General features: G+C 49.4%; 26 protein-coding genes and 1 other RNA gene. 14 read left to right on the top strand and 13 right to left on the bottom strand.

Annotated features, from left to right (window positions below; all coding sequences use genetic code 11):
• The first annotated feature begins 88 nt into the window (after positions 1 to 88).
• The 4 genes from abiEi to ACIPUG_RS08610 all read left to right on the top strand — a co-directional run bounded on the left by abiEi (position 89) and on the right by ACIPUG_RS08610 (position 2,809).
• Positions 89 to 634: a type IV toxin-antitoxin system AbiEi family antitoxin gene (abiEi, locus tag ACIPUG_RS08625; RefSeq protein ID WP_400338147.1), complete on the top strand. Its 546-nt coding sequence runs from the start codon at positions 89 to 91 to the stop codon at positions 632 to 634.
• Positions 618 to 1,535 carry a nucleotidyl transferase AbiEii/AbiGii toxin family protein gene (locus ACIPUG_RS08620; RefSeq protein ID WP_400338145.1) on the top strand — a complete coding sequence of 306 codons (918 nt, stop codon included), beginning with the start codon at positions 618 to 620 and terminating at the stop codon, positions 1,533 to 1,535. The genes abiEi and ACIPUG_RS08620 overlap by 17 nt, the downstream gene beginning before the upstream one ends.
• Positions 1,536 to 1,740: 205 nt before the next feature.
• Entirely contained in the window at positions 1,741 to 2,232 is a 492-nt protein-coding gene (locus ACIPUG_RS08615) for a YhfG family protein (protein WP_075277856.1), read from the top strand.
• Positions 2,225 to 2,809, top strand: a complete 585-nt coding sequence (locus ACIPUG_RS08610; RefSeq protein WP_400338143.1) for a putative adenosine monophosphate-protein transferase Fic — start codon at positions 2,225 to 2,227, stop codon at positions 2,807 to 2,809. The genes ACIPUG_RS08615 and ACIPUG_RS08610 overlap by 8 nt, the downstream gene beginning before the upstream one ends.
• A 436-nt stretch (positions 2,810 to 3,245) precedes the next feature.
• On the opposite strand, the gene ssrA is transcribed toward ACIPUG_RS08610, so the two are convergent.
• Positions 3,246 to 3,608: a transfer-messenger RNA gene (gene ssrA, locus ACIPUG_RS08605) on the bottom strand.
• Positions 3,609 to 3,658: 50 nt separating this feature from the next.
• Positions 3,659 to 4,141 carry an SsrA-binding protein SmpB gene (gene smpB, locus ACIPUG_RS08600; protein WP_039281975.1) on the bottom strand — a complete coding sequence of 161 codons (483 nt, stop codon included), beginning with the start codon at positions 4,139 to 4,141 and terminating at the stop codon, positions 3,659 to 3,661.
• A 155-nt stretch (positions 4,142 to 4,296) separates the two neighbouring features.
• Here smpB and ACIPUG_RS08595 point away from each other — a divergent pair, with 155 nt between their 5' ends.
• Positions 4,297 to 4,743, top strand: coding sequence for a type II toxin-antitoxin system RatA family toxin (locus tag ACIPUG_RS08595; protein WP_010282427.1), 447 nt, complete (start codon positions 4,297 to 4,299; stop codon positions 4,741 to 4,743).
• The gene (locus tag ACIPUG_RS08590) at positions 4,733 to 5,014 is read left to right on the top strand and encodes an RnfH family protein (protein ID WP_010282431.1); all 282 of its coding nucleotides are present in this window, start codon (positions 4,733 to 4,735) and stop codon (positions 5,012 to 5,014) included. Before ACIPUG_RS08595 ends, ACIPUG_RS08590 begins: the two co-directional genes overlap by 11 nt.
• 238 nt (positions 5,015 to 5,252) lie before the next feature.
• Here the strand turns inward: ACIPUG_RS08590 and bamE are convergent, their stop codons facing one another.
• From bamE to nadK, 3 genes are all read right to left on the bottom strand, one after another.
• The gene (gene bamE / locus ACIPUG_RS08585; RefSeq protein WP_010282437.1) at positions 5,253 to 5,588 is read right to left on the bottom strand and encodes an outer membrane protein assembly factor BamE; all 336 of its coding nucleotides are present in this window, start codon (positions 5,586 to 5,588) and stop codon (positions 5,253 to 5,255) included.
• A gap of 153 nt (positions 5,589 to 5,741) precedes the next feature.
• Positions 5,742 to 7,403, bottom strand: a complete 1,662-nt coding sequence (recN, locus tag ACIPUG_RS08580; RefSeq protein WP_400338141.1) for a DNA repair protein RecN — start codon at positions 7,401 to 7,403, stop codon at positions 5,742 to 5,744.
• An 81-nt stretch (positions 7,404 to 7,484) separates the two neighbouring features.
• Positions 7,485 to 8,363, bottom strand: a complete 879-nt coding sequence (nadK, locus tag ACIPUG_RS08575) for an NAD(+) kinase (protein WP_010282445.1) — start codon at positions 8,361 to 8,363, stop codon at positions 7,485 to 7,487.
• A gap of 149 nt (positions 8,364 to 8,512) precedes the next feature.
• Between nadK and grpE the strand changes: the two genes are divergently transcribed.
• Both grpE and ACIPUG_RS08565 read left to right on the top strand, forming a co-directional pair.
• Complete coding sequence (grpE, locus tag ACIPUG_RS08570; RefSeq protein ID WP_039274982.1) at positions 8,513 to 9,100, top strand: nucleotide exchange factor GrpE; 588 nt, start codon at positions 8,513 to 8,515, stop codon at positions 9,098 to 9,100.
• 258 nt (positions 9,101 to 9,358) lie between these two features.
• Positions 9,359 to 10,597 (top strand): Nramp family divalent metal transporter, encoded by a 1,239-nt coding sequence (locus ACIPUG_RS08565; protein ID WP_400338140.1) that lies wholly within the window; start codon positions 9,359 to 9,361, stop codon positions 10,595 to 10,597.
• Between the two features lie 66 nt (positions 10,598 to 10,663).
• Here the strand turns inward: ACIPUG_RS08565 and ACIPUG_RS08560 are convergent, their stop codons facing one another.
• The 3 genes from ACIPUG_RS08560 to ACIPUG_RS08550 all read right to left on the bottom strand — a co-directional run bounded on the left by ACIPUG_RS08560 (position 10,664) and on the right by ACIPUG_RS08550 (position 13,348).
• On the bottom strand, positions 10,664 to 10,867 hold the full coding sequence (locus tag ACIPUG_RS08560) for a 2-hydroxymuconate tautomerase family protein (protein WP_010282462.1): 204 nt from the start codon (positions 10,865 to 10,867) through the stop codon (positions 10,664 to 10,666).
• Positions 10,868 to 10,880: 13 nt separating this feature from the next.
• Positions 10,881 to 12,047, bottom strand: coding sequence for an MFS transporter (locus ACIPUG_RS08555; RefSeq protein WP_400338138.1), 1,167 nt, complete (start codon positions 12,045 to 12,047; stop codon positions 10,881 to 10,883).
• A 203-nt stretch (positions 12,048 to 12,250) separates the two neighbouring features.
• Complete coding sequence (locus tag ACIPUG_RS08550) at positions 12,251 to 13,348, bottom strand: glycerol dehydrogenase (RefSeq protein WP_039502304.1); 1,098 nt, start codon at positions 13,346 to 13,348, stop codon at positions 12,251 to 12,253.
• A 400-nt stretch (positions 13,349 to 13,748) separates the two neighbouring features.
• On the opposite strand from ACIPUG_RS08550, the gene nudK reads away from it, so the two are divergent.
• The 6 genes from nudK (at position 13,749) to ACIPUG_RS08520 (ending at position 20,592) form a co-directional block, all read left to right on the top strand.
• Positions 13,749 to 14,330, top strand: coding sequence for a GDP-mannose pyrophosphatase NudK (gene nudK / locus ACIPUG_RS08545; RefSeq protein ID WP_277518417.1), 582 nt, complete (start codon positions 13,749 to 13,751; stop codon positions 14,328 to 14,330).
• Positions 14,331 to 14,711: 381 nt separating this feature from the next.
• Positions 14,712 to 15,977 (top strand): ABC transporter substrate-binding protein, encoded by a 1,266-nt coding sequence (locus ACIPUG_RS08540; protein ID WP_277518416.1) that lies wholly within the window; start codon positions 14,712 to 14,714, stop codon positions 15,975 to 15,977.
• A gap of 63 nt (positions 15,978 to 16,040) precedes the next feature.
• Positions 16,041 to 16,922 carry a carbohydrate ABC transporter permease gene (locus ACIPUG_RS08535; RefSeq protein ID WP_039274971.1) on the top strand — a complete coding sequence of 294 codons (882 nt, stop codon included), beginning with the start codon at positions 16,041 to 16,043 and terminating at the stop codon, positions 16,920 to 16,922.
• Position 16,923: 1 nt separating this feature from the next.
• Positions 16,924 to 17,736 (top strand): carbohydrate ABC transporter permease, encoded by an 813-nt coding sequence (locus tag ACIPUG_RS08530; RefSeq protein WP_014914251.1) that lies wholly within the window; start codon positions 16,924 to 16,926, stop codon positions 17,734 to 17,736.
• Positions 17,737 to 17,772: 36 nt separating this feature from the next.
• Positions 17,773 to 18,858: an ABC transporter ATP-binding protein gene (locus ACIPUG_RS08525; protein ID WP_400338136.1), complete on the top strand. Its 1,086-nt coding sequence runs from the start codon at positions 17,773 to 17,775 to the stop codon at positions 18,856 to 18,858.
• Positions 18,859 to 19,068: 210 nt separating this feature from the next.
• Positions 19,069 to 20,592, top strand: a complete 1,524-nt coding sequence (locus ACIPUG_RS08520) for a glycosyl hydrolase 53 family protein (RefSeq protein WP_110163733.1) — start codon at positions 19,069 to 19,071, stop codon at positions 20,590 to 20,592.
• Positions 20,593 to 20,662: 70 nt separating this feature from the next.
• On the opposite strand, the gene ACIPUG_RS08515 is transcribed toward ACIPUG_RS08520, so the two are convergent.
• The 5 genes from ACIPUG_RS08515 to ACIPUG_RS08495 form a co-directional block, all read right to left on the bottom strand.
• Positions 20,663 to 21,700, bottom strand: a complete 1,038-nt coding sequence (locus ACIPUG_RS08515) for a LacI family DNA-binding transcriptional regulator (RefSeq protein ID WP_400338134.1) — start codon at positions 21,698 to 21,700, stop codon at positions 20,663 to 20,665.
• A gap of 227 nt (positions 21,701 to 21,927) precedes the next feature.
• On the bottom strand, positions 21,928 to 22,797 hold the full coding sequence (gene licT, locus ACIPUG_RS08510) for a BglG family transcription antiterminator LicT (protein WP_010282486.1): 870 nt from the start codon (positions 22,795 to 22,797) through the stop codon (positions 21,928 to 21,930).
• 147 nt (positions 22,798 to 22,944) lie between these two features.
• Positions 22,945 to 24,372 (bottom strand): glycoside hydrolase family 1 protein, encoded by a 1,428-nt coding sequence (locus ACIPUG_RS08505; RefSeq protein WP_040033511.1) that lies wholly within the window; start codon positions 24,370 to 24,372, stop codon positions 22,945 to 22,947.
• Between the two features lie 58 nt (positions 24,373 to 24,430).
• Positions 24,431 to 26,335, bottom strand: a complete 1,905-nt coding sequence (locus tag ACIPUG_RS08500) for a beta-glucoside-specific PTS transporter subunit IIABC (RefSeq protein ID WP_400338287.1) — start codon at positions 26,333 to 26,335, stop codon at positions 24,431 to 24,433.
• A gap of 314 nt (positions 26,336 to 26,649) precedes the next feature.
• A partial coding sequence (locus tag ACIPUG_RS08495; protein WP_400337969.1) for a transketolase-like TK C-terminal-containing protein occupies positions 26,650 to 26,830 on the bottom strand: 181 nt, incomplete at its 5' end.

Genomic DNA, 26,830 nt, shown 5'->3' with positions numbered 1-26,830 from the left:
TTAGTGGTTTCGGAGTAGACTTGACGGATGGCTTCTATTCAAGTATACGTGAATAACACAATTATGTGGTTTTCATGTGGACTTATGAATGGACAGGATCACTGCTATTGAGCGTTTAAATGCTTTCGATAAGCAAGGGCGTTATGTCTTCACCTCCCGCGATTTAGCCAAGATTTTCCATGAAGATACGCCCAGAGCGTTTAATGCCGGGCTAAATCGTTTAGTCAAAGATGGCATTCTTACCCGTGCGATTCGCGGTGTGTACGTTTATAACCATGCCAAAAGCAAAGATGCCTATACGCTTGAGCGCATCGTGTTAGCGCTACGCCGTGGTGAATATAACTATCTTAGCCTCGAATCTGCCTTGTCTGAATATGGCGTGATTTCTCAAATACCGATTGACCGGATCACGGTGATGACCACCGGACGTTCCGAAGAACATCAAACGCCTTTTGGGGTGATTGAATTTACCCATACCAAGAGGCCACCAGAGCAGATTTTGCAGGATACCTATTTTGGCAATTCCCCGTTACGGCAAGCAACGAAGAAAACTGCCGTGAGGGATTTACGCCGCGTTGGGCGCAATACCCACCTGATTGACGAATCGGAGCTATATCATGAATCAGAAAGTTAACTTTGCCGAATTGGTTAGCAAAGCGGTGGAATCAGCCGAGCTTGAAGGCTTGCGCAATGTGGTGGAGAAGGAGCTTTTGCACTACGACATCCTCTATTGTTTGGATAATGCGGGCTTGCTGGGGCAGCTTACTTTTCAGGGCGGAACATCGCTGAGGCTTTGCCATGGCGCAAACCGCTTCAGTGAAGATTTGGATTTTGCCGGCGGTGTTGCGTTTTCTGGTGCCGACCTGAAGAACATGAAAGCCTGTATTGAAGATTATCTGGGGAATCGGTACGGCCTTGAGGTTAACGTGAAAGAGCCAAATGAATTGCGGAATGAACCCGGTTATGAGGACGTTCGCATCGACAAATGGCAGGTATCCGTGACCACTGCACCGGAAAAACGCGATATGCCAAGGCAACGGATCAAAATTGAGATCGCCAATATCCCGGCTTATACCCGAACACCGATGACGCTAAAACGTAACTATGAGGTTTTACCCGATGGTTATTCCGATACGCTGGTCATGTGTGAAACGCTGAATGAAGTGATGTGCGACAAACTGGTTTCGCTTGTCGCTACTACCAGATATACCCGCTATCGTGACGTGTGGGACTTGCCGTGGCTGATCCAGCAAAACGCGACTTATGATATCGATCTGATTCGTAAGAAAATACAGGATTACCGCATCCCTAATTATGATGAACTACTGGCACAGCGCATACAGAGCATCGATCAGGTTGTGGGGGATGGTCGCTTTAGCGCTGAAATGCGGCGATTCCTGCCACAAGCAGTATTTGATAGAACGTTAGGGCGTGAGGCTTTTAGCCAATATTTAAGCAGCGAATTAAAAGCACTCTTAAGTGCGTTACAGCAAGCGTTAAAAGGAGAGGGCGGGAAAGTACCGTTCGTCATGTAAGCATCAGTAGCCAAAATAAAAAGATTTTTCACAAAACTGTTCACTCTCTTCACCTTTCATTTTTTATCTTTATTTTTAGCAGGTTAAGTGGTTAACAGTGAGTGAACAGGTGACGAGTTACTCATCACCCATGCAGGTAAGATACTGCCAGCTGCAATTGTGGTACTCTTTATCGCATATATATGCGGATTAAAGGTGAAAGCATATGCGTTATGAAATGGCGGTACTCGCTGCTCTGGTACAAGAGGATTCCCCTAATACGCACTCTATCGTAACCGCTACAGGTATCTCTGAAAGAAAAGTACAGGACGTGTTAAACACGCTCCAGTCAACGATGGATATCAGCATATCACGCGAGAAAAATGGCAAACGGCAAGCCTTGTCTATCTCGTCATGGGGCGTGTTTGGCGACGGGGAACGGCTGATCGAGAAATTGAAAAATACCGATTTGTCGATATTTAAACAGCACCGGAAAATCACGACAAAAGCATCGCCAGACAAAACGCGATCCCCACGTATGGTGACGCTGGAAGAAAAGCGTGATTACTACAATCAGGTGAAACTCAAAAACTATCGGGACAGTATGCGTCTTGAAGGATTCAGCGTTGAGGATACGCCACTTCCAAGCGACAAGCAGGACAGAGAGGCGCTGAGAAAAAATCTGATAGCCATGTATAAGGCGAGTGGTTATGTCTGATAAATACGGCTCAGGGCAAGATCCTTATATCTACCCTGATAGCGATGTTCTGATAAATAAACTCTGCATCAACGATGACAGTCAATTCGACGATGCGGAACGTCAACTATCCGAGCTGGCCGTTCTTGATATTGAATTTGAAGAGCCGCCTTACGATTTACATTATTGGTGTGGGCTGCACGGGAAAATATTCGGGGATTTATTCGATTGGGCAGGAGAAATACGGCGTATCGATATTTCTAAAGGTCAAACACGTTTCTGCACCGTATCCCGTATCGAAATTGAAGCTAATAAAATTTTTACGCAGCTATCCAATGATGATTTTTTACAAGGCCTTGAACGTCCAGCGCTAATAACTCAGTTAGCAGAATATTATTCAGATTTGAATGTGATTCATCCGTTTAGGGAAGGCAATGGACGTTCTCAGCGTTTATTGTTCGAGCATATGATTATCAATTGTGGCTATGGTGTCTCTTTCGAAAATATCGGCGTTCAGGAATGGTTAGCGGCTAACGTGGCCGGATACCACGGCAATACTCAACCATTAGTCGATATTTTTGAGAAAAGTATTCTCTGACTTCCCAATAAAAAGATTTTTCACAAAACTGTTTACTCTCTTCACTACGGTTTTTTGTTTTTACTAATCAATGGATTAATGGATTAATGGATTAATGGATTAATGGATTAATGGATTAATGGATTAATGGATTAATGGATTAATGGGTGATGAGTTGGTGAACAGGTAATGAGTGACTCATCACCCATTGCGGTTTTTTTCGTTTCTGGCGTCTACCTCGCCGACTCACATTTGGGCAGCCAGTCAGCGTCTGATTCGTCTTTCAACTCAAGATTGGTCTGTATGCTCAGTTTGCGTATACCTAAACGTATACCAATAGTCACCGGATTCAGGCGAATATCGTCAGACTATTACAGACATAAAAAAGCCGCTGAACCTTGCGGTTAGCGGCTTTTTCACGTTTCCGGCCTTATCTGGTAATAACCGGAATCTAAATTGGTGGAGCTGGGGGGATTTGAACCCCCGTCCGGAACCACTCTACCGTCGGTACTACATGCTTAGTCTATCTTTACATTCGCTTGCCAGCTGCGAATAGACACGCCACTAACAAACTAGCCTGATTAGATTTAGTGCTTCAACCCCAGGCAAGGCATCCACACGATCTCTTTTGGGTTTGACCTCTCTTGATCCCCGTCCTAAGAGCGGAGGCTAGGGAGAGAGGGCTAAAAGCAGGTTATTAAGCTGCTAAAGCGTAGGTTTCGTCGTTTGCGACTATTTTTTTGCGGCTTTTTACGAGGCAAACCGCCCCTCGGCATGCACCTTGGGCTTTGCAAATCCCGTCGAATCCAGAATCAGCCCCCAAGAAACTGTTGCCAGTATACCAGAACTTACCGTTGTTAAGCCAGTGGCTTAGCGATTGGCGTTCTTCATGATACGGGCTTTGTCTAACTTCCATTCACGTTCTTTGATGTCATCACGCTTGTCATGATCTTTTTTACCTTTCGCCACGCCGATTTTGACTTTGCTCCAGGCATTTTTCCAATACATGGATAGCGCGACGACCGTGTAGCCATCGCGACTGACGCGGCCAAACAGCGAATCCAGCTCGCGCTTGTTGAGCAGGAGTTTGCGCGTGCGTGTGGGATCGCACACAACATGTGATGACGCCACATTCAGCGGTGTGATCGTTGCGCCAAACAGGTAGGCTTCACCGTTCATGAAGGTGACATAGCTGTCGCTGAGGTTTGCTTTGCCTGCGCGCAGTGATTTGACTTCCCATCCTTGCAGCGCAAGGCCGGCCTCAAATTCTTCCTCAATGAAGTATTCGTGACGGGCGCGCTTGTTCTGCGCAATGGTGGCGGAACCGGGTTTGTATGCTTTTTTCTTTGTCATAGTGCCGTCATTATACTGGATGTCATTGGGAATGAAATCCCCGCCGTGCGTCCGTGTCGTGGTTAATGATATCGTGCGATAAGCTTCGCAGAATTTTTGTCTGTCGGGCTATCAGTGCTATTATTTTGCGCGTTTTATGAATCACGGAAAATAGTATGCCAAAGATAAGTCGTTCCGCACTGGTGCCGTTCAGCGCTGAACAGATGTACAAGCTGGTGAATGATGTCGCTTCCTACTCCGCGTTTTTACCGGGCTGTACGGGGAGCCGCGTGCTCTCCTCCTCAGAAGGGGAGATGACCGCCGCAGTGGACGTTTCCAAAGCCGGTATCAGCAAGACCTTTACCACCCGTAATACACTGACGCACAACCAGAATATCAATATGCAGTTGGTTGATGGCCCGTTCCGTCAGTTGGGTGGCGACTGGCATTTTACGCCGCTGAGTGCTGATGCCTGTAAAGTCGAGCTGCATCTGGAATTTGAATTCACCAATGCCTTGATTGAACTCGCTTTTGGCAAAGTATTCAAGGAGCTGGCAGGAAATATGGTGCAGGCTTTCACGCAGCGAGCAAAAGAGGTCTACAGTGTCCGCAATGCAGGTTGATGTGGTCTACGCGTTGCCGGAACGCCAGTATCTACGCACGGTGAAGCTGGAAGAGGGCAGTACGGTTGAGCAGGCGATTGTGGCATCGGGCCTGCTGGAACTGCGCCATGATATCGATTTGCAGGTGAATAAAGTCGGTATTTACAGCCGCGCGGCGAAGCTGGCCGATGTGGTGCAGGAGGGGGACCGTGTGGAAATTTATCGTCCGCTGATTGCCGATCCGAAAGAGCTACGTCGTCAGCGTGCAGAGCGTGCTAAGAGCAAATCCTGAACGATGTCGTTGAACGGCACATGACGTTTCCCTGAGCGTCCTTATCGAAATGCCCTTATAAAAAAACACAGGCAAACCTGAAGTGTTCAGATTTGCCTGCTGTTATACCCGTCATACACCAAGCTGAGTGTCCGCTGGCTTCCTTCACGTACTCTGCCCATTGTGGGCTTCGTCTTAACGCGTCGCCTCTGGCTGCCAGAATCGTTCATCCTGATTCAGCCGAACGGCATTGAAAGCATTAATCCAGCGCGGGCTTGTTGTTGATGTTGGTTAACACGCCACTGCCGCTGAAGGTCAGCGTCAGCGTCTGCTGTTTTACCGATTCATGGCCAGGCTGCTGGCGGAAGATGTAAAACCAGGTATCGCTGCCAAACGGATCCTGCATCATAGGTGTACCCAGCGTATAAGCGACCTGTTGTTTGGTCATGCCGGTGTGAATTTTCGCAACGTCAGCCGGTGCCAGATAGTTTCCCTGATTGATGTCCGGCCGATAGACCACCTTTTCCAGTGTGGAACAACCGGCAGTCAGCATAACAACCACCGCGGCGACGACAGTCAGCGTTTTACAGCGCATAGTGATTACATTCCTTAAGGGCATAGGTTGCCGATGATAATAGACCTTGCAGGACTTGGAAACCTGCAAGGCGAATGTATGACCTCAGGAAGGTAAAAAAGTTGAGCTTTTTTACCGGTGATGCACCTTTCTCGCCCTTATCGGCAGCAGATTTTAGGCTGCCAGCAGTTCTTTGGCATTTGCCAACGTATTTTTGGTGACGGCGCTACCGCCGAGGAGGCGTGCCAGTTCTTGTAGCCGAGCACGTTTATCCAACGGTTGCATCAGCGTTTCCGTTTCTGCACCGTCCGTTTGTTTACTCACGAAGAAGTGCTGATGACCGCAGCCCGCGACCTGTGGCAGGTGCGTCACGCACATCACCTGCGTGGATTCGCCGAGCTGGCGCAGCATTCTCCCGACGATGGCAGCGGTTGGTCCGCTAATACCCACATCGACCTCATCGAAGATCATCGCTGGCGTGTCCATTTTCTGCGCGGTAATCACCTGAATAATCAATGCGATACGCGATAGCTCACCGCCCGAGGCCACTTTTGCCAATGTCTGATGCGGCTGGCCTGGGTTCGTGGTCACGCGGAATTCAATACTGTCGGCACCGGTGGCCGTCAGGTTATCTGGCGTAAATTTCACATCAATGGTGAAGTGGCCGTGTGGCATTGCCAGTTCACGCATATTGGTGGTGATGAGCTGTGCCAGTTCGCTAGCGTGGTGTTGACGGCGCACGTGCAGCTGTTCTGCAAGGTGCAACGCCTGTTGATGGTATTCGCCGACGGAAGCGCTAAGCGCGTCATGGTCGCTTTCCTGCTGTTCCAGCTGTTGCTGTTCTTCCAATAGCTGCTGATGGAACGCGGGGAGCGCCTCTGGAGCAACATGGTGTTTGCGTGCCAGCGCGAGCTGGCGCGACAGGCGTTGTTCCAGTTCATACAGCCGAATCGGGTCGAGATCCATCTGCTCGCTGTAGTGGCGCAATTCATCGCTGGCTTCGCTAAGTTGAATGCCGGCTTCTTCGAGCATCGACAGCACGCCAGACAGTTTGTCATCCATGCTGATGAGTTCGCCAAGCTGATGTTTTACGCTGTGCAGCATACTGATGATGTTCTGTTCTTCGTCTTCGCTCAGCAGTTGCATAGCTTGTTGGCTCATCGTCAGTAGCTGACCACTATTCGCCAGACGCTTATATTCAACGTCAATCTGTTCGTATTCGCCGGGCTGTGGGGCGAATTCGTTTAGCTCTTTTAATTGGTATTGCAGCAGTTCCCGGCGAGCTTCGCGCTCAATGGCCGCCTGTTGCAGTTGCGCCAGCGTGCGGCAGCTTTGGTGCCACTGATGCCAAACCTGCTGCATAGCAACCAGCAGTTTTGGTTCATCGGCATAGGCATCCAGCAGGTGTTTTTGATGATCGGGGCGTAGCAGTAGCTGATGAGCATGCTGACCGTGCACCTGAATCAGATGCTGGCCGAGTTCACGCAGTTGAGACAGTGGCACGGCGGTACCGTTAATAAAGCCGCGTGAACGACCATCGGCGCTAATAACGCGGCGTAGCAGGCACTCGTTGCTATCATCCAGTTGGTTTTCTTCCAGCCACTGACGTGCCGTTGGGGTATCCGCCAGTGCAAAGCGGGCGCAAATGTCGGCGCGGGCAGCGCCCGGCCTGACCATGCTGGCGTCAGAACGATTTCCCAGACATAAACCGAGGGCATCAATCGAAATGGATTTCCCCGCACCGGTTTCCCCGGTGATTACGCTCATTCCTGACTGAAAATCGATTTCTAATTCGCGCACGATGGCGAAGTTACTGATAGTGAGTTGCGCCAGCATGATAAACCCCTGTATGTAATCACATGTGATTACATACAGTATAAACTGGTTTTATATACAGTAAAGTAGCTGGGTAAAATTTTAGAATAATTTTTTTGACCAGCCGAGCTTTGAACTTAGTGTATTGAAATAACTATAATTTTTTGGATGAATCAGATTCAGGTAATGTTCGCTGCGGCGAATGAGGACCTCTTCGCCTTCCTGTACCGGTAACGCAATCTGGCTGTCGCAGCTGATTTCCAGGTCATTGGTAATGCAGGAAAATTTCAGCCGAATTGTGCTGCTGCTGTTGATGACCAGCGGGCGGGCAGACAGCGTATGTGGGAACATGGGCACCAGCGCAATTGCATCCAGCGACGGCGTCAGAATCGGGCCGCCAGCGGAAAGGGAATAGGCGGTGGAGCCAGTAGGCGTGGCGATAATCAGGCCGTCTGAACGCTGGGAGAAGGCGAATTTGTCATCAATATAGACTTCAAATTCAATCATATGTGCGACTTTACCTGGGTGAAGCACCACTTCGTTAATGGCGGTACTGATACTGTCCTGCTGGTTTGCGCGGCAAACGTGCGCTTCCAACATGAAACGCTGTTCGCTCAAATAATGGCCGTCGAGAACGTCAGAAAGCTGCTGCTGCGCCTGATCAGGGTCGAGATCGGTCAGAAAACCGAGGTTGCCACGGTTCACACCGATCACCTTGATGTCATAGCGCGACAGCACGCGCGCTGCGCCGAGCATGTTGCCATCACCGCCAACGACAACTGCCAAATCCGCCTGCTGGCCGATGTCGGCAAGGCTCGCTGTCGGGGCGTCTTTTAGATTCAACTCACGGGCGATCTGCTGCTCGATCAAAACCGAATAACCTTTGTCGGTGAGCCAGTGATAAAGCATCTCATGCGTTGCCAGCGCCGTTGGGTGGCGCGGATGGCCGACAATGCCAATACAATTAAACGGCCTGTTCATTGTAAGCGGTGTGTTCATTGCTGTTTTTGTCCTCAGCGTGGTGTATCGGCAGCGGTGGGAACCAATATATGACGGGTTCCCTTGAATCCCCGATTTTGATCCCCATAATAAGCAACTAGCGAGATTAATGCTAAACCGCGGAGAATTTCATGAGTAGTAAAGAACAGAAAACGCCTGACGAGCAAGTCCTGGATCAAAAGGAAGCAGCAAAAGGGCAGCAAGCGGATGCCGCGCCAGAGACGGCAGACGTAGCTGACCCGCGTGATGCGCGCATCGCAGAACTGGAAACCCAGTTGAGCGAACTGCAACAGCGTGAACGTGACAATATGCTTCGCGTCCGTGCTGAAGCCGATAACATTCGCCGCCGTGCGGAAATGGATGTTGAGAAAGCGCACAAATTTGCGGTAGAGAAATTTGCCAGCGAAATGTTGCCGGTTATCGATAACCTGGAACGTGCGCTGGATACGGCGGATAAATCCAACGAATCACTGGCTGCGATGATTGAAGGTGTTGAACTGACGCTGAAATCGTTGCTGGATGCTGTACGCAAGTTTGGCATCGAGGTTGTGGGTGATGTGGGCGTACCGTTTAACCCAGAAGTGCATCAGGCAATGACGATGTTACCTTCGGCCGATCACCAGCCGAACCATGTCATGATGGTCATGCAAAAAGGCTATACGCTGAACGGTCGTTTGCTACGTCCGGCGATGGTCGCGGTATCAAAAGCACAAGACTGATTCTGTCTGCTTTTACGCACCATCTGCTTTTTACGTACCATAGTGACAGCGTATCTTCATTCCAAACCCCGTGCCCTGCATGGGGTTTTTTGTTTATATTTTGTTAAGATTTGTTTGATAAAAAAGATGTTTTTTAGGTTTTGAATGACTCATCATCATTAACTATCAAAAGAATTGGTATTACCACTCTAAATGCACTTGATAATCATTATCGTTTTTGTGAGAGTAATAAAACACCAGTGTTAGAAGGGTCATACTATGCCGGGTAGCCGTGTTATTGAATCAACAAGCCGCACATCAAGGAAGGTCAAACTGTCTTTGATGGGCCCGGCGTTTATCGCGGCGATTGGTTATATCGATCCGGGTAACTTTGCCACTAATATCCAGTCTGGCGCGGCCTATGGCTATACGCTGCTGTGGGTGGTGGTGTGGGCGAACCTGATGGCGATGCTGATCCAACTGCTGTCCGCCAAATTAGGGATCGCAACGGGTAAGAATCTGGCGGAACATATCCGCGATCGCTTTCCGCGTCCGGCTGTTTGGGCGTATTGGGTGCAGGCCGAAATTATTGCGATGGCGACCGATCTGGCCGAGTTTATCGGTGCGGCGATTGGTTTCAAACTGCTCTTGGGCGTGTCGCTGCTGGAAGGCGCGATCCTCACCGCCATTGCAACCTTCCTGATTTTAATGCTGCAACAGCGCGGGCAGAAGCCGCTGGAGATGGTCATCGGCGGCCTGCTGCTGTTTGTTGCGGCGGCGTATATTGTCGAATTGGTCTTCTCGCAGCCTGAGCTGTCCGCGTTAGCCAAAGGCATGGCGATCCCTAGTCTGCCAACCTCCGATGCCGTGCTGCTGGCCGCTGGCGTGTTGGGGGCGACCATTATGCCGCATGTGATTTATCTGCATTCTTCCCTGACACAGCATGAAGGTAACCATACCCGTGCCGAGCGTTATTCGGCGACGAAAGTCGATGTCGCGATTGCGATGACCATCGCTGGATTCGTCAATCTGTCCATGATGGCGACGGCAGCGGCGGCGTTCCATTTCAGTGGTAACCAGGATATTGCCGATCTGGATAAAGCCTACCTCACGCTGGAGCCGCTGCTGGGGAAAGCCGCCGCGGTCATTTTCGGTCTGAGTTTGGTGGCTGCTGGCTTGTCTTCTACCGTCGTTGGCACGCTGGCGGGCCAAGTGGTAATGCAGGGATTCGTGCGTTTCCATATCCCACTTTGGGTGCGCCGCACCGTGACGATGTTGCCGTCGTTTATCGTGATTCTGTCTGGTATGGATCCGACGCGCGTGCTGGTATTGAGTCAGGTGGTGCTGAGCTTCGGGATTGCGCTGGCGCTGGTTCCCTTGCTGTCCTTCACCGGCAACCGTGAACTGATGGGGACGATGGTCAATGGCAAATGGGTACAGCGCATCGGGCAACTTATTGTCGTACTGGTAGTTTCTCTCAATATGTATCTGCTGATTGATACGATGTTGGGGATATAAAACGGGTGCCACCGATTATTACGTCAGAATAGCGTGGCACCTTTCCACTCTTTATCACCAGCCTTCTTACTTGCTGGCTTTCCTCAACTCCGTCACCGGCACGCCGCCGATTCCCCAGTTATCCGTTTCGACTTCATCAATCACTACCACGGTGGTTTTGGGGTTTTTGTTTAACACATCGACCAGTAGTTGGGTCACGCCTTCAATCAATTGACGCTTTTGTTCAGCGGTGACGCCTTCATTGGTGATTTTGATGTTGACGTATGGCATGGGTTCTCCGGGATTAGGGTTGTGGCCGACGGTAGGGGAAACAGAGCCCTGCCGCGATGAAAAGTGCTGCTGCGCTACACAGGATCGCTGGCGCGACAGCGTGAGTATTCGTCAGGGCGCTGGTGAGCAGTGGGCCAAGAATCTGGCCGATGCCGTAAGTGAGCGTCACCAGCCCAAGCAGGTTGATGCCGTGCGGCACGCGTAGCCGCTTGGCTAAGGGCATCACCAGCGAGGTCGTTCCCATAAAAGTAGCACCAAAGCCGATACAGCTGAATATCAATGCCACGTGAGAATGGCTGAACAGCGTCAACAGGACGCAGCTTCCCTGAATGAGCAGGTTTGCCGTCAGGCAGGATAACGTTCCCCAGCGGCCGGCAGCCCATAGCCAGAAAAAACAGCCAGGAATCACCGCCAGCCCAACCAGCGACCATAAATGCAGGGACAAACGTGGCATGTCCAGTGCAGTCACCATCAACGGTAGATAGGTAGCGATGATGATGTACCCGAAGCCCGCGAGGCCGTACAGCAGCGCAAGCCGCTGCCAGCCAAGCTGAGTCGGTTCATCGGTATTGGCCATCAGCTGCTGAGCGACGGTGGACTGATGCGGTGAAAGGATGAGTAGGACGAACATAAGTAGTGCGGCGATCAAAGCTGCACCCCACCACAATGGCTCGGCGGTGAGGGCGTAATGCCGTCCGATGATGATGTATTCATTACCCAACACGATCCCCACGCCAACCCCAGCATAGAGCGACGCGATAACGCGAGCATGCTTTGTGTGGTGCAAAATAGTCAAAGAACCGAAGATCATCATGGCCGCGCTGGCGATCCCGGCGAGGAAACGAACGAGCATGACCAGCGTCGTATCGGTGGTCAGAGCCATCGCGAAGAGCAAAACGCCGGTTGCGGCGGCTGCGGCAAACAGCAGGAACATGGGTTGAGTGGTTGAAGCGCGACGGCTAAAAGAGAAAAACAGGCTACCGAACAGATAGCCGGCGTAGTTCGCGCTGGCAATGTAGGACAGTTGACCGAAGGTGAAGCGACCTTCCTCCAGCATCACAGGCAGCATCGGCGTATACAAAAAGCGCCCTAATCCCATTCCTAACGCCAGCACGATCGTCCCGAAAAGGGCAAGCGTTAGCGTATCCGATAGGGGGACAGGGCGAGGATGTTCCGTCATTCGATGGCTCAGGTGTGAGAGAGTATGTCGTTATCCTGCCCGTTTTCTCGTCAAATGAAAGTGAATAGTAATGAGCAGGTTTGTGACGCAGAAAGAACGTTTTCTGGCAGGACAACGTCGAGGAGAAGCGAGCATCGGATATATCAAGCCCGACTCCGCTGGACCGATCTCGCGAGAGTCGGGCTCTTTTACCGCAGCCGCAGTTAAGCGATGGTTTTACTGAACGCATCGACGGCAACAATCGCGTGGGCGACGTCTTCGGCCGTTAGCCTGCTGTCCAGATTTTTCAACGTATCGGCGTCGCTGCACGCCAGTTCACCTACTTTGATCAGATTCTCAAACGGCTCATTTTCCAGATGCAGATCTTTTAACAAGGTCGGCATGTTGATGGCACGGTAGAAGCGGATGTAGTGGGCGATTTCCTCATCAGGCCGCTGCTCCAGCACCATATGCGTTAACGTGCCGTAGGCAACTTTTTCCCCGTGTGTGAGGTGGTGGATGTCGCCTTTGATCGCGGTAAAGCCGTTGTGGATGGCGTGCGCACCAGCCAGCCCGCCGTTCTCAAAGCCCAGACCGGAAAGCAGCGTGTTGGCTTCAACCACGGATTCTACCGCCGGTGTGACCACGCCTTTTTCCACGGCTTTATAGGCGCTGTAGCCGTAGGTTAGCAGCGTTGTTTCGCAGGTTTCGGCAATTGCCATGCCCGCCAGCGTGGGTTTACCGCCCACCATGGAGAGGGCGTGAGAGCGCTGAACGGCCTGTGCTTCGACAAACGTGGCCAGACCATCGGCAATGCCGGAGGCGAACAGACGTGCGGGTGCCTGCGCGCACACGGCGGTATCGACCAGCACCAGATCGGGGTTCTTATTGTAAAAGCGGTAGGATTCAAACACGCCGTCATCGGTATAGATGACGGACAGCGCGCTGCACGGTGCATCCGTTGAGGCCACGGTTGGGACGATAGCGACGTTGTGTTTTAGCTCATCGGCGACGGCTTTTGCCGTATCCAGCGTTTTACCTCCCCCTAATCCGACGACGATGTTTGTGCCTGCGTCACGCGCCAGCTTGGCAAGACGGGTGATTTCGTTGCTGGAAGCCTCACCGTTGAAGCGCTCGTAATGATGGCCGATGCTCGCCTGTTTGAGTGAGGCATCGACGCGCTGACCGATGATGTCCCACACCGTGCTGTCCGCCATCAGAAACGCTTTCGCACCCAGCGGCTTGAGCTGTTCGCCCAGTAGATCCAGCACGCCGCGACCCTGAACATATTTTCCAGGTGAAGAGAAAATGAAATGACTCATGTTATCTACCTCGATGATGTTGTTGGAGAAGTGATGCGGTATTGAATCCGCGTAAATCATGGAAGGCGGTTGCGATAAGCGCGTTATGACGAACTGACGGTGGTTATAGGGCGACGAAAACGCAGCGACTTCCCGGAACGTGAGTTACTGAAGATTCAGTATAGACAATGCACACAGGCTGGCTGAAAAGTACGGCCGGGTTGCCGAGGATTTCGTGTTATGTAAATCATGTGGTTAGCGTTTATTGAACGAGATGTTTCCGTTTGGCTTACGTTGCACTGCCCGTTTATGCCGGGGCTAAAAGGGGATATGATGAATTTGCACCGTTATAATGAAAACGATTGTAACGAAGCGTTATCACCAAAAAATCCCTTCAGTCATCGAGCATCGAGGTGTTTGCATGTCGTCTCCCATTGATATCGTCGAAAAGAAGCTGCTATCCGATAATTGGTATATTCTGAACAAGTATACATTTGATTTAAAAAGAAATAATGGCGGCGTCGTTCGCCAGGTTCGTGAGGTTTATGACCGTGGTGATGGCGCGACGATTCTGCTGTACAACCGGGCGAAAGGCACGGTGATTCTGACACGACAATTCCGTATTCCCACCTACGTCAACGGCAACGAAAGCGGCATGCTGCTGGAAACCTGCGCGGGTTTGCTGGACGACCATTCGCCCGAAGAATGTATCCGTAACGAGGCCATCGAAGAAACTGGCTATGCGATCGGCAACGTGGAAAAGCTGTTCTATGCCTACATGTCGCCGGGCAGCGTGACGGAGCGTGTGTACTTTTTCGCTGCTGAATACGATGAGTCGCAGAGGGATAATCTGGGCGGTGGTGTGGAAGATGAAGATATCGAGGTGCTGGAACTGCCGTTCAGCGAAGCCGTCGCGATGATGAACGATGGCCGGATTAAAGACGGTAAGACCATCATGCTGCTACAGCACGCGATCATCCACGGCTGGTTTGCCAAGGCATAGGCATGTTTTGCGGCACACGGGTATCCCATGTGCCGCTTGATTTTCTGTGGTAACGCTTTCATTTTTGCGTAATTCCACGGTGAAGGGGTGATTATGGTTAATATGAGCTGATTAACCTTTTTATACTGTCATTTTTTGTTTTATTTTCAATGCTATATGTCTGTTTTTGTTTTTGTTTTCATCGTTTTTATGGGTTGGTATGGGCTTTATAGGAGGAAAATTTTCCTAAATTTTTTGTATTTAGATCGAATATTTAGTCATTTTTCTCCCTGTTGTGTGACCCGTATCACCGGATGAAAGAATGTAAGCGGTGTAACTCGTTGCTTCATTATGCAGTAACTCATATTCTCTCTTTACAAAAAGTAAAGAAGGACTGCTCTGATGAAGATCAAGAATAAAGTATCTACCCTATTTGCAGTTTCATTCCTCACGCTGGGCTTATCGAGTCATAGCCTGGCTGCTGAAGTCACAGTGTGGGCCTGGGATCCTAATTTCAATGTCGCGGCAATGCATGAGGCATCGTCGATATATAAAAAAACCGATCCAAGTTTTAGTCTGAAAGTGATCGACTCCGGTAAAGAAGATATTGAGCAGAAATTAAATACCATGTTGGCTTCAGGGGTTAAAAACTCGCTTCCTGATATTGTGCTTATTGAAGATTATAATGCTCAGAAATATCTTCAGGCTTATCCTGACTCGTTTATCCCATTACAGGATGCTATCGATTATAGCCAGTTTGCACCTTATAAAACGAAGGTGATGACGGTAGGGGATAAGGTATACGGTGTTCCTTTTGATTCCGGCGTGGCGGGAATGTTCTATCGGCTCGATTATCTGGAGGCTGCCGGATATAAAGAGAGTGATATGGTGAATATTACCTGGGATAAATATATTGAGATCGGTAAGCAGGTAAAAGCGAAAACCGGTGTTGATATGCTGACCTACGATATGAATGATGTGGTTCTCCCTCATATTATGATGCAGTCCGGTGGAGAATGGTTCTTCGATAATCAAGGACAACTCAATCTCACCAAAAACAATGCACTGAAAGAAACGTTAAAAACAATTAAAGCGATTAATGACGCGAAAATTGCACGTCCTATCTCAGGCTGGTCGAGCTTCGTCGGGAGTTTTAATGCCGGAAAATCGGCGAGTGTGGTTTCTGGCGTGTGGGTGATTGGCTCCATTAAAAGTGCTGAAGATCAGAAAGGAAAATGGCGTGTCGCGCCGATCCCACGGCTGAACCTCGACAAAGCGGTACATGCTTCCAATCAGGGTGGATCGAGCTGGTATGTCTTAAAAGGTGGCAAAAATACTAAACAGGCGATTGAATTTTTGCAGAAAACCTTTGCGGCAGATAGCAATATGTATCAAACCCTTTTGGTTGATCGCGGTGCGCTCGCCACCTTCCTTCCCGCCACTTCCGGCCCTGCTTACGCGGTACACGATCCGTTCTTTGGTGGTCAGCCCGTGTTTGCTGATTTCTCTAAATGGGTGACTGAAATTCCACAGGTTTCCTACGGTATGTATACCCAGGAAGTTGATAACGCCATTGCTGCTGAAATACCTGCATTACTGAAAGGCGATTCTGTTGATGACGTTTTAAAACGCGCCGAAGCGACATTAAAAAATCAGATTATGCAGTAGCGAGTGTGAGCTTGAGGGCGGCAAGCCCTCAAGTATTTCTCTCCAGAAATCGATGGTGTGATAATGATGTATAAACCTAAAATGAATAGGCTTTATAACATCAACGGCTGGGCTTTTGTCGCTACCGCTGTTGGGTTAATTGCCTTAATGACGATATACCCTATTTTCAAGTCACTTTGGCTTTCTTTTCAGTCTGGCCGGGGTGTGGTGACACAATTTGTTGGCCTGGGAAATATCATTCGTTTATTCAGTGATCCTATGTTCAAAACGGCACTTTGGAATACGTTAACGTTTCTGGTAATCCAAGTTCCGATTATGATTCTATTATCACTGGCTATTTCTTCTTGTTTGAACTCGTCGCAGCTTAAATATCGCCAATGGTTTAGAATAGCGATCTTTTTACCCTGTGTGACCTCACTGGTGGCCTACTCCATTCTTTTCAAAAGTATGTTTGAACTGGATGGTGTGATTAATTCATTCTTGCTGTTTATTCATGTTATTGACGATCCGATTCCGTGGTTATCTGATCCTTTCTGGGCGAAAGTGACCATCATTATTGCCATTACATGGCGTTGGACGGGATATAACATGATATTTTATCTTTCCGCTATGCAGAATATTGATAAATCGATTTATGAGGCCGCCCGAGTTGATGGCGTCAGCCCAATTAAGCAGTTTTTCTTCATCACTATACCCTTATTGAAGCCGGTTATTCTTTTTACCAGTGTGACATCAACCATTGGCACATTACAGCTGTTTGATGAAGTCATGAATATCACGAATGGTGGTCCGGCAAATGCGACGCTGACGTTATCGCTTTATATTTATAACTTGTCATTCAAATTTGTACCTAACTTTGGCTATGCGGCAACGGTTTCATACGTCATTGTTGTTTTTTCAGCAATATTGGCGCTGATTCAGTTTAAAGCAGCACGGAAGGGATAATATGAGAAAAAGTAAAATTAACAGCATACTGATGCATATTTTTCTTGTGCTGATGAGCATTTTCTCGCTTTTCCCATTCTATTGGATGGTGGTATCGAGCACGAATAGCACCAGCCAAATCAACATGGGTAAATTCACGTTTGGCGATCAGCTCTTAGTCAACTTTACCAATCTGACGAGTCAGGTGGATCTGGCATTAGTGTTTTGGAATACCTCAAAGATTGCGTTGATTAGCACGGTATCGACGCTGGTGGTGTGCTCTATCGCGGGTTATGCCTTTGAGATTTATTCCAGCAAGAATCGTGAACGTGTCTATGTGGCGCTATTAACGACGATGATGATCCCGTTTGCGGCATTAATGATCCCGCTTTTCACCATGTTTGGTAAGGCTGGCTTACTGGATACGCATTTTGCCGTTGTCATGCCGACGGTGGCCGGAGCCTTTATTATTTTTTACTTTAGGCAATGTACGAAAACGTTTCCGAGAGAGTTGATCGATGCTGCGCGCGTGGAAAGCGTCGCGGAGTGGAAAATTTTCCTGTATGTCTACGTACCGATTATGCGAGCCAGCTATTCCGCTGCGTTTATCATTGTTTTTATGACGTCATGGAATGCCTTTCTCTGGCCGCTTATTGTCCTCCAGTCTAATGAATTAAAGACGATTAATCTGGTGTTATCCAGCTTTGCTTCTGCCTATTCTCCAGACTTCGGACTTATTATGGTGGGAACAGTCATCTCTACTCTTCCTAGCTTACTTATCTTCTTCGCCATGCAAAAGCAATTTATCGCCAGCATGACGGGCGCAGTGAAGTAATACGCGCGCAATGGCAAATTAAGTTTGAGGTTCAACATGGCTGATATTTTATTAAAAAATATAGTGAAGCGTTACGATAAGACTGAAACAATCCATCGTATTAATCTTGAGATTAATTCAGGCGAATTTGTGGTCTTCGTCGGCCCGTCGGGGTGTGGTAAATCGACGTTGCTGAGAATGATCGCAGGATTGGAAGATATCACGGATGGCGAAATTCATATTGATAACCGTTTAGTTAACCATTTCGATCCCGCAGAGCGGGGGATTGCGATGGTGTTCCAGTCTTACGCGCTGTACCCGCATATGACGGTGGCTGAAAATATGGGGTTTGGGTTGAGAATGAACGGGCATCCCAAAGCGGAAGTCGAAAAAATGGTGCGCAAGGCCGCGATGACGCTCCAGCTAGAAGCACTGTTAGATCGCACACCGAAACAGCTGTCTGGCGGTCAGCGTCAGCGTGTTGCGATTGGGCGTGCCATTGTGCGCGATCCTAAAGTGTTCTTATTCGATGAGCCCTTGTCGAACCTTGATGCCGAATTACGCGTGGAAATGCGTTTACAGATTGCCCGGCTTCATCAGGAAATGCGTAATACCATGGTTTATGTGACGCACGATCAAGTCGAAGCGATGACGCTGGCGGATAAAATTGTGGTGTTAAACAAGGGATATATTGAGCAGGTTGGGACACCGATGGCGCTCTACCATAAGCCAGAAAATCTTTTTGTCGCTGGTTTTATCGGTTCGCCGAATATGAACTTTCTACCTGGCGAAGTGCTACAGGTTGAAGGGAGCAACGTGAGTATCTTGATCAATAAGCTCAATACACTTTCCGTTAATCTTGCTAACCACGGATTGTGCGTCGATCAGAAAATTACCGTGGGTATTCGCCCTGAACACTTGAGTATTGACCCGAACGGTGGGGACGTCAGCTTGTCGATCAATAGTGAGGTCACTGAAAGGTTGGGTAATGCTACCTATATTTTTGGTGCGTATTCTGGCGTTAATAATTTCAAGGTTCATTTGTCGGGTGATAATAGTATTGTGCCTTACTCAACGATTCCGCTGACGTGCCGTAGTGAACATCTGCACTTTTTTGATGAAAATGGAAAACGGATTAATTAAAAATAAAATGTCTGTCATGGCGAGGATAACGCCATGGAAAACACCCTATTGAATAAGTGAGAAATTTAGAAAATAGCTAAGCAGCCATTAATGGCTGCTTGGTTTATTCTGTGAAATTTATTTTTATCAGTATCACTCTCTATTTTTAATCTGTACCTGGGTATTTATGTAATAAATACCCTTTAAGCGTGTTACCTCAAGGAGAAATGAATGAAAAAGAATAATTATTCAGGAATCATCTCTATATTGTTAATGCTGTTTATAGGGTTCATGTCAGCCAATCTGGCGAAAGCGGCGCAGCCGTTTGCTTATGGCGCAGATATTGGCTGGGTAAAGCAATTAGAAGATCGCGGGGTAAGCTGGCGTGATGATGCAGGAACGCCGCGCGATGTATTACAGATATTGCGCGATCACGGCATAAACGCTGTACGGTTACGCATTTTCGTTAATCCCGACCCCAGTGCGCTATGGCATAAAGATAATACGACCTGGACGATGCTTGGCTATACGGATAAAACCCGCGTGGTGGATGCCGCGCAGCGTGCCAAAGCGATGGGAATGCGCGTCATGGTGGATTTCCACTACAGTGATGTTTTCGCGGATCCGGGTCATCAAATAAAGCCAGCAGCGTGGGCGAACTACAATCTGAGTCAATTAACGACGGCCGTTTATAACCATACACATGAAGTGATGACTGCGCTTATTTCCGCAGGCGTGACGCCGGAATGGGTGCAGGTCGGCAACGAAATGAATCCGGGAATTTTACTCCCGGAAGGGAGTACCAGTCGGTTTGCCAATTTAACGCAGCTACTGAATGCGGGCTATGATGCGGTTAAAGCGGTCAGCCCTTCCTCTAAGGTGATCAGCCATCTGGCGCATGGAAATAATAATTCCAACTCTCGCTGGTTTTTTGACAATTTCCTCACCACGCACGGGGGGAAAACCGATGTGATTGGCTTTTCGTTCTATCCCTACTGGGAAGGGAAAAATTATTGGGAGCTCACTGGCGCTCTGGCGAGCAATCTCAATGATATGGCGAGCCGATATGGTAAGGAAGTTATGGTCGTTGAAGTCGGCGGTTTGGAAACCAACCCGACAGACAGTTACTGGACGATTAGGGATACGATTAATCTTGTTAAAGCGGTGCCGGGAAATAAAGGAATTGGGGTTTTTTATTGGGAACCTGCGGGTAATGCAAAGGTGTTACCGGACGGTTACGCTTTAGGCGCGACGACGCAAGTTTCAACCAATGTATTGCAATTTACCCGAGCGCTGGACGCGTTTGCCGAATCACAAATCAATTTCATCAACGGAACCCGTTATAAGATCGCTAATCGACATAGTGGTAAATCGCTTAATGTTGTGAGCGGTTCGCGTGAAGACGGCGCATGGGTTGAACAATACAGTGACGGCAACTGGGACAGCCAGCGTTTTTATTTTAATGCGATTGGCAATGGTTATTTCAATCTGGTGAATGTGAATAGCGGAAAGTACATTGATGTTAATTTCAGTGCCAATGAGGATGGTGCGCAAATTCTCCAAATGTATAACACCGGCCATTTTAGCCAGCAATGGCTGATTTTAGATGCTGGCGATGGCTATTATAAAATCATGAATAGGAACAGTGGGAAGCTTTTGGATGTTAACAGCCGTTCAACAGAGAACGGTGCATCCGGTATTCAATGGCATGATAATGGGGGATGGAATCAGCTGTGGAAAATAACCGCTAATTGACGTTCTCTGGCCGCGTAGCTTGCTTACGTGGCCACTTTATTGGTAAGGATAGGAAAGATAAAGGAACGTATTATAAAAGGGCATCGTTGAGTGTGAAGCTTTCGCGCCAAACCATCTCATAACCAATCTGTATGTGCTTTTTATAATAGCGTCCTGCCACCAATTCTAAAAACAGATCGACGGCGGCTTCGCCCATTTCAGTGGGGTAAAGTCGCATTGTGGTCAAACTGGGATTGAGATGTTGTGCTGTGGGGATGTCATTCATCCCAATCACTTTTATTTGCTTAGGGATAGCAATACCTTTCTCTTGAATCGCCCGGTACACGCCAATCGCGATAATGTCTGTTGCCGCGAATACGACATCAGGCCATTCTTTTTGTTGCAGCAATTCATTCATCGCCTGATAGCCGGACTCAATACAGAATAACTGACTGACCTTGCATCGCGACTCGTCGTAGATACCGTGTTTTTGCGTTATCTCCTGAAATACATGCAAACGGCTCTCATTGTTCCCGATAAATGCGGGGCGCTGAGCGCCACTATTCACAATGTAATGTAATACTTCGCGTGCAGCCGCTTCCCGATCAAAAAGCACGGCGTCACATTGTTTATCGAGCGGGGCTGAGTCGATAAAAATCAGGTTTTTATTTAATGAATAAATTAAGGCGATGTCGCTATCGCTAAAGTGACCTACGCAAATGATCGCCTGCGCCTGAGCTAAAGTCTGGCTATTGGATGATAAATTGGTGGTGAATAGATTGCGTAACGAAATATTAAAATGGTGGCAGCGGTTTTCAATGCCAATACGCATTGCGGTGAAATAAGGGTCGTTGAGTTCTTCTGAGGGCGTAAGAAAGTGGACGACGGCGAGATTCAATACGTTTTCATTATCCATTTTGAAATGAGAGCGGACAACGAGCGAGTTCTCTAACTTTTTTTTCTGCTGCTTACGTTGTGTAGGCGATAAATAGGCCAACTCATGGGCGATTTTCTTGATGAGTTGGCGCTTTTCTTTGGTTATGGACAGGCTGGGATCGTTATTAAGTACGCGAGAAACGGTTGAGGCTGCCACCCCGGCTTTTTGAGCGATATCTGTAATCGTTGCCACAAAAAATTTTCCATAATTTGCTTATGAAAATGATAGTAGCCAATGCCTTATTGATTGAACATGCCCAGTACCCAAAAATGCGATGAAACTTTCAGTAATCGCCGTGTCACCCGCATGGGTTGTTCCTTGTCCAAATGGACTATCAGGGATGGGTTCTTGTGCGTGTTGCACTTGTGAGGTCATCAGAACGAGGATGTGCAGCAGCGGCAGGAAAACTGCTGATCAATTTATCGCCGATTGGGCGCACTTTCCTGTTCTGGGGTGATACGGACGATATGAATAATCAGGTACAGCATTTCATCGTTAGAAATGTCGATGTTGAGCAGGTTGTGAATATAGTCTTTGATCAGTCTGCTGCATTTATAGGCATCAGGATATTCTTTGGTGACCTGCTCAAAAATAAAGTCATCGTTTGAATGAATCAGGCTATTTTCCAACAGACGCTGAATAAAGAATTGCATGTGCGTCAGGAAGCGTGAGTAGTTAATGGATTCTTTATCAATCACGATATGGAAGTTGTACTGAATGATATTAAAGATATCTTTCAGCATTTTGACCGACTGGAGCGTGTTCTCCATATTCTGGACGTCGGTTTGGGCGTTGACCAAATGGAAGGCGATATTGCCCGCTTCCTCTTCGGGTAACTCCAGATTCATTTGCTGGTTAATGTCGTTGAGCGCCCGCGAGGCAATCGCAAACTCCTGCGGGTAAAATCGCTTTACTTCATAAAGCAGACGATTTTGTATGCTGATGCCTTTGCGATAGCGCTCAATCGCAAAGCTGATATGGTCGATCAGCGTAAAAAAGACCTGTTCGCTCAGGCGACCATGAAGCTGTCGGTTCGCATCATCAATAATCTTATTCACGATATGAACATATTCTTCCCCGACGTGCTCAATCAGACGAGCAAATTCGCGTGGCGATGTGCCGTCCTTGAGAATAAAGGTCTTCTCAATTTTGGTCGGATCGAGAATATCGCCGGTTTTGCTGTTAAAACCGATCCCTTTCCCCATGACAATGATTTCGTTGTTATCTGCATCGGAAGATAACACCAGGCTATTGTTCAGTATTTTTATTGCTTTTATCGGTTCAGCCATCATGCGTTTCTTGAGTGATATCAGTGGGAGCGTCAGTAAAATAATAACCCATTTCTTCTCTTTCATGTTGCGGGGCGTTTTCCCGCAACAGGAGTGATTCAGAGTGAGCTTATCCCTGTTTTAACAGAGTGTACTGGGGCGTCAGTATTAGGATTCCCCAGGAAATAGCCGCGCGCCATTTGATGCTATGACGCCCTGATACCAGTAAAAACTTTTCTTTTTGATGCGGCGCAGATCTTTCAGATCGAACTCATCGCGGTTCACATAGATAAACCCGTAGCGTTTACCGTAGCCCTGATGGGTGCTGACCACATCGATCGCCGACCACGGACAATAGCCAATAAGATCAACGCCATCGCTGATAGCGAGCTGCATCTGTTCAATATGACGGGCAATAAAATCGATGCGATATTGATCGTCGATCGTCCCGTCGGCCTCAAGCTTATCCGGCGCACCCATGCCATTCTCCGTAATCAGGATTGGCAGATGATAGCGCTCGTAGGTTTTACGCAGCGTTAAACGCAAACCAATGGGATCGATCACCCAGCCATAAGGCGTTTTATCGACGTGCGGATTCTCCGCCGCTCGATACACGCCGGGTTCACCCAGCATGATTTGCTGATCGCCCGCGCGGGCGCTGACATCCGATGCATCGCCTTTACTGGCGGCAATGGTGGCGGTGGAGTAGTAGTTAATCGCCACGTAGTCGGGCTTGCCTGACAGTAGGATGTCGTTATCGCCGGGCAATGTCTCCGGCGCAAGGCCGCGATCTTCCAGATAACGCCAGGCCAGCGCGTTGTAGCGGCCATGCACCGCGACATCCAGAAAGCTCCAGCAGCGCAGCGTTTCCCAGTTGTGCGCGGCGATGGCATCTTCTGGCTTGCTGGTGGCCTGATACATGGAGGTGGTGTTGATCGCCGGGCCAATCAGGCCGTTGGGCGCGAGTTCGTGGCACAACGCCATGACCTGCGCCTGTGCCAGCATCATGTGATGGTTCTGCTGGTACAGCACTTTTTTAGATGGCAACACGCCACCTTCCGGCAGGCCAATCGCACCGGGGTGCAGAATCATGGTGTTCTGCTCATTAATCGTCAGCCAGTATTTCACCTTGTCGCCGAAATGCGTAAACAGCGTGCGGGCGTAGTGAACAAAAGCATCAATCGTGGCGCGATTCTGCCAGCCGCCCTGTGCTTCCAGACAATAAGGCAAATCGAAATGGTAGAGCGTGACGACCGGCTCGATACCGCGCGCGTTCAGTTCATCAATCAGGCTGTTGTAAAACGCGATGCCCAACGGATTTACTGCACCGGTGCCGTCGGGAAGAATACGCGTCCAGGCAATAGAGAAGCGATAGGCCTTTAATCCCAGTTCCGCAAACAGCTGCACGTCTTCTTTAAAGCGATGGTAGTGATCGCTAGCCACGGTGAAGTCGGCGGTGTTTTCCGGGTGCAGGCATTTATCAATGATCGACGGGCTTTTCCCCTCGGCCTGCCAGCCTCCTTCGACCTGATAAGCCGAGGTCGAGGCTCCCCACAGGAAGCCCGCAGGGAAGTGTTTTTGCTGTTGGTAATGCATATGTTCTCTCACATCCGGGAAGAGGCATCGGGCACGGCGCCCAATGCCTCTATGGGGATTAGGCGTTCACTTTAATGATCGTATCCAGCGGTGCGATCGGCTGTGGTGCGGTACAGACGACGCTGGCGTAGTCATCGCTGTTGATGATCACCACTGGCGTAATCGGATCGTAGCCCAGACGGGTGATTTCATGCAGATCGAAGCTAATTAGCCTATCGCCCGCGCTAACCCGGTCGCCCGGTTTGATATGGCCGGTAAAGTGCTTGCCGTTGAGATTCACCGTGTCGAGGCCGACATGAATCAGTAATTCCAGACCGTTATCTGTCCGGATACCGACGGCATGTTTAGACTCAAGGAACGTGATGATTTCGCCACTAACCGGCGCGACGACTTCTCCCTTGTCAGGAATAATCGCCACACCTTGCCCCAGTAATCCCTGTGAGAATACGTCATCGTTGATGTCATTCAGCGCGACCAGCTTGCCGGACAGGGGACTCATAATCGCTTGCTGTTCCGTGTGACTTTCCGCCGCCTGCGGTTTTTTGGCGGTCTCTGTTTCCGAGGTAGACGGACCATTGGTGGTTGGTGCGTCGTCAGTTTCATCCACCGGATCGTCGAATCCCATGATCCAGGTGAGCGCAAACGTGACGACAATCGCAATGGCGCAGGTGATCAGCGCATGGACGATGTTCATCGGGTTTTCACCAATAAAGGCGGGCAGCGCCGCGAGACCCGGTGAAACGAAGGCATAGCGAACCAGCCCGGCCAGCCCGGCATAGATCCCCGCACAGCCCCCGCCGATCATGGCGGCAATCAGCGGTTTCTTCAGCTTCAGCGTCACCCCGTACAGGGAAGGCTCGGTGATACCCAGCAGAGCGGTGAAGCCTGCGGAAGACGCCAGCTGTTTCAAATTCTTGTTCTTGGTCTTAAACGCGACGCACAGCGTGGCTGCACCCTGCGCAATGTTGGAGGCCAGCATGCCGGGCCCGTTGATCATCTCGAAACCGTTACGAGTCAGCTGCGAGGTGGCAATCGGCGTCATCGCCCAGGCGGTACCGGTGATCACCAAAAACGGTTGCAGACCGCCCATCAGCATCGGAATAAGCCAGCTCGCTTTTCCGTCAATGATCGCCGCACCGCTGGCGACCAGATCGTTGAGGAAAATCCCGAAAGGCCCAATCACCACCAGCGCGAGCGGCGCGGTAAACAGCAGCACGATCATCGGCTTGGTGAAAAATTTGATCATCGAAGGCGAGATCTTTTCGGCAAACTGCTCGATGTAAGACATGATCCAGACGGTAAGAATGATCGGCAATACCGATCCGGCATAGTCCGCCAGCCGCACCGGAATACCGATAAAGCTGATGGGGCCGCCGGAGGCCAGTAGCTGAGCTAGATTCGGGTGCAGCAGTGCGCCCGCAATCGTCATCGCCAGAATCGGGTTACAGGCGAACTTGATGGAGGCACCGTAAGCCAGCAGCACAGGCAGAAAGAAGAAGGCTGCATCGGAGATAGTGTCCAGCAGGCGATAGGTCGTGCTGTCGGCGGAAATTAGCCCCGTCAGCTTGAGGATCGCCAGCAGGGCTTTAATCATCCCAGCGCCGGTAATCGCCGGGATAACGGGCGTGAAGGTGGTGGAAATCACGCTGATGATTTGCGATAAAATGCCGCCTTTCTTCTGCGGTTCTTTACTGCTGGCAGTGCGCTGGCCGTTCATCTCGCCAATCTCGTTCAAAATCGCGCGATAGGTGATTTGGACATCGTTGCCGATGACCACCTGAAACTGACCGCCGCGGTCGACCACGCTGATGACGCCGGGGAGTTTGGCAATCGCGTCTGCCTGTACGGCATCGCTGTCGTTGAACTCAAAGCGTAAGCGGGTGGCACAGTGGGTCAGCTTGCTGACGTTCTGCTTGCCGCCGCTTAACGCGAGGATGTCGACGCCAAGTTTTTGATAATTCATTTTTTGATAATTCATAGTTTTACCCTGTGTTGACGCCAATTAGGCCAAAAAAAAAGACCAAAATAAAAATGCACCTCTAAAAAAGAGGAAATGCATTTTTACTTTGGTCTTGCCTGCCGAAGCAGTAGCACGCCGCGATAAAAATAGGCTGATGCAACTTGTGGTGTTGCGCCGCAATATCAGCATGCGGCGCCGGAGTCATGCAATGTGGTCAGATGAATTAATTGATCTGGATCACAAACAATGTGGCTGCTTGCGATCCTTTTGCGCACGGTATCGCGGTTTTATCGCATCAATTTTACCGCCTCGCTGCTTTACTTCAGCAGCGCCTGCGCTTTTTCAACGACGTTATCGACGGTGAAGCCAAACTCTTCGAACAGCAGCTCAGCCGGAGCTGATTCGCCGAAGCTCGTCATGCCGACAATCGCACCGTTCAGGCCGACGTACTTGAACCAGTAGTCCGCAATACCCGCTTCAATCGCTACGCGTGCCGAT

The organism is Pectobacterium sp. CHL-2024, assembly GCF_044751765.1.
Lineage (GTDB): Bacteria > Pseudomonadota > Gammaproteobacteria > Enterobacterales > Enterobacteriaceae > Pectobacterium > Pectobacterium brasiliense.
This window is presented reverse-complemented; position numbering and strand designations above follow the sequence as displayed.

Bases quoted from the DNA above. Each gene is read 5' to 3' on its own strand.
- abiEi (WP_400338147.1), top strand. From the start codon at position 89: ATGGACAGGATCACTGCTATTGAGCGTTTAAATGCTTTCGATAAGCAA.
- ACIPUG_RS08620 (WP_400338145.1), top strand. From the start codon at position 618: ATGAATCAGAAAGTTAACTTTGCCGAATTGGTTAGCAAAGCGGTGGAA.
- ACIPUG_RS08615 (WP_075277856.1), top strand. From the start codon at position 1,741: ATGCGTTATGAAATGGCGGTACTCGCTGCTCTGGTACAAGAGGATTCC.
- ACIPUG_RS08610 (WP_400338143.1), top strand. From the start codon at position 2,225: ATGTCTGATAAATACGGCTCAGGGCAAGATCCTTATATCTACCCTGAT.
- smpB (WP_039281975.1), bottom strand. From the start codon at position 4,141: ATGACAAAGAAAAAAGCATACAAACCCGGTTCCGCCACCATTGCGCAG.
- ACIPUG_RS08595 (WP_010282427.1), top strand. From the start codon at position 4,297: ATGCCAAAGATAAGTCGTTCCGCACTGGTGCCGTTCAGCGCTGAACAG.
- ACIPUG_RS08590 (WP_010282431.1), top strand. From the start codon at position 4,733: ATGCAGGTTGATGTGGTCTACGCGTTGCCGGAACGCCAGTATCTACGC.
- bamE (WP_010282437.1), bottom strand. From the start codon at position 5,588: ATGCGCTGTAAAACGCTGACTGTCGTCGCCGCGGTGGTTGTTATGCTG.
- recN (WP_400338141.1), bottom strand. From the start codon at position 7,403: ATGCTGGCGCAACTCACTATCAGTAACTTCGCCATCGTGCGCGAATTA.
- nadK (WP_010282445.1), bottom strand. From the start codon at position 8,363: ATGAACAGGCCGTTTAATTGTATTGGCATTGTCGGCCATCCGCGCCAC.
- grpE (WP_039274982.1), top strand. From the start codon at position 8,513: ATGAGTAGTAAAGAACAGAAAACGCCTGACGAGCAAGTCCTGGATCAA.
- ACIPUG_RS08565 (WP_400338140.1), top strand. From the start codon at position 9,359: ATGCCGGGTAGCCGTGTTATTGAATCAACAAGCCGCACATCAAGGAAG.
- ACIPUG_RS08560 (WP_010282462.1), bottom strand. From the start codon at position 10,867: ATGCCATACGTCAACATCAAAATCACCAATGAAGGCGTCACCGCTGAA.
- ACIPUG_RS08555 (WP_400338138.1), bottom strand. From the start codon at position 12,047: ATGACGGAACATCCTCGCCCTGTCCCCCTATCGGATACGCTAACGCTT.
- ACIPUG_RS08550 (WP_039502304.1), bottom strand. From the start codon at position 13,348: ATGAGTCATTTCATTTTCTCTTCACCTGGAAAATATGTTCAGGGTCGC.
- nudK (WP_277518417.1), top strand. From the start codon at position 13,749: ATGTCGTCTCCCATTGATATCGTCGAAAAGAAGCTGCTATCCGATAAT.
- ACIPUG_RS08540 (WP_277518416.1), top strand. From the start codon at position 14,712: ATGAAGATCAAGAATAAAGTATCTACCCTATTTGCAGTTTCATTCCTC.
- ACIPUG_RS08535 (WP_039274971.1), top strand. From the start codon at position 16,041: ATGATGTATAAACCTAAAATGAATAGGCTTTATAACATCAACGGCTGG.
- ACIPUG_RS08530 (WP_014914251.1), top strand. From the start codon at position 16,924: ATGAGAAAAAGTAAAATTAACAGCATACTGATGCATATTTTTCTTGTG.
- ACIPUG_RS08525 (WP_400338136.1), top strand. From the start codon at position 17,773: ATGGCTGATATTTTATTAAAAAATATAGTGAAGCGTTACGATAAGACT.
- ACIPUG_RS08520 (WP_110163733.1), top strand. From the start codon at position 19,069: ATGAAAAAGAATAATTATTCAGGAATCATCTCTATATTGTTAATGCTG.
- licT (WP_010282486.1), bottom strand. From the start codon at position 22,797: ATGGCTGAACCGATAAAAGCAATAAAAATACTGAACAATAGCCTGGTG.
- ACIPUG_RS08505 (WP_040033511.1), bottom strand. From the start codon at position 24,372: ATGCATTACCAACAGCAAAAACACTTCCCTGCGGGCTTCCTGTGGGGA.
- ACIPUG_RS08500 (WP_400338287.1), bottom strand. From the start codon at position 26,335: ATGAATTATCAAAAACTTGGCGTCGACATCCTCGCGTTAAGCGGCGGC.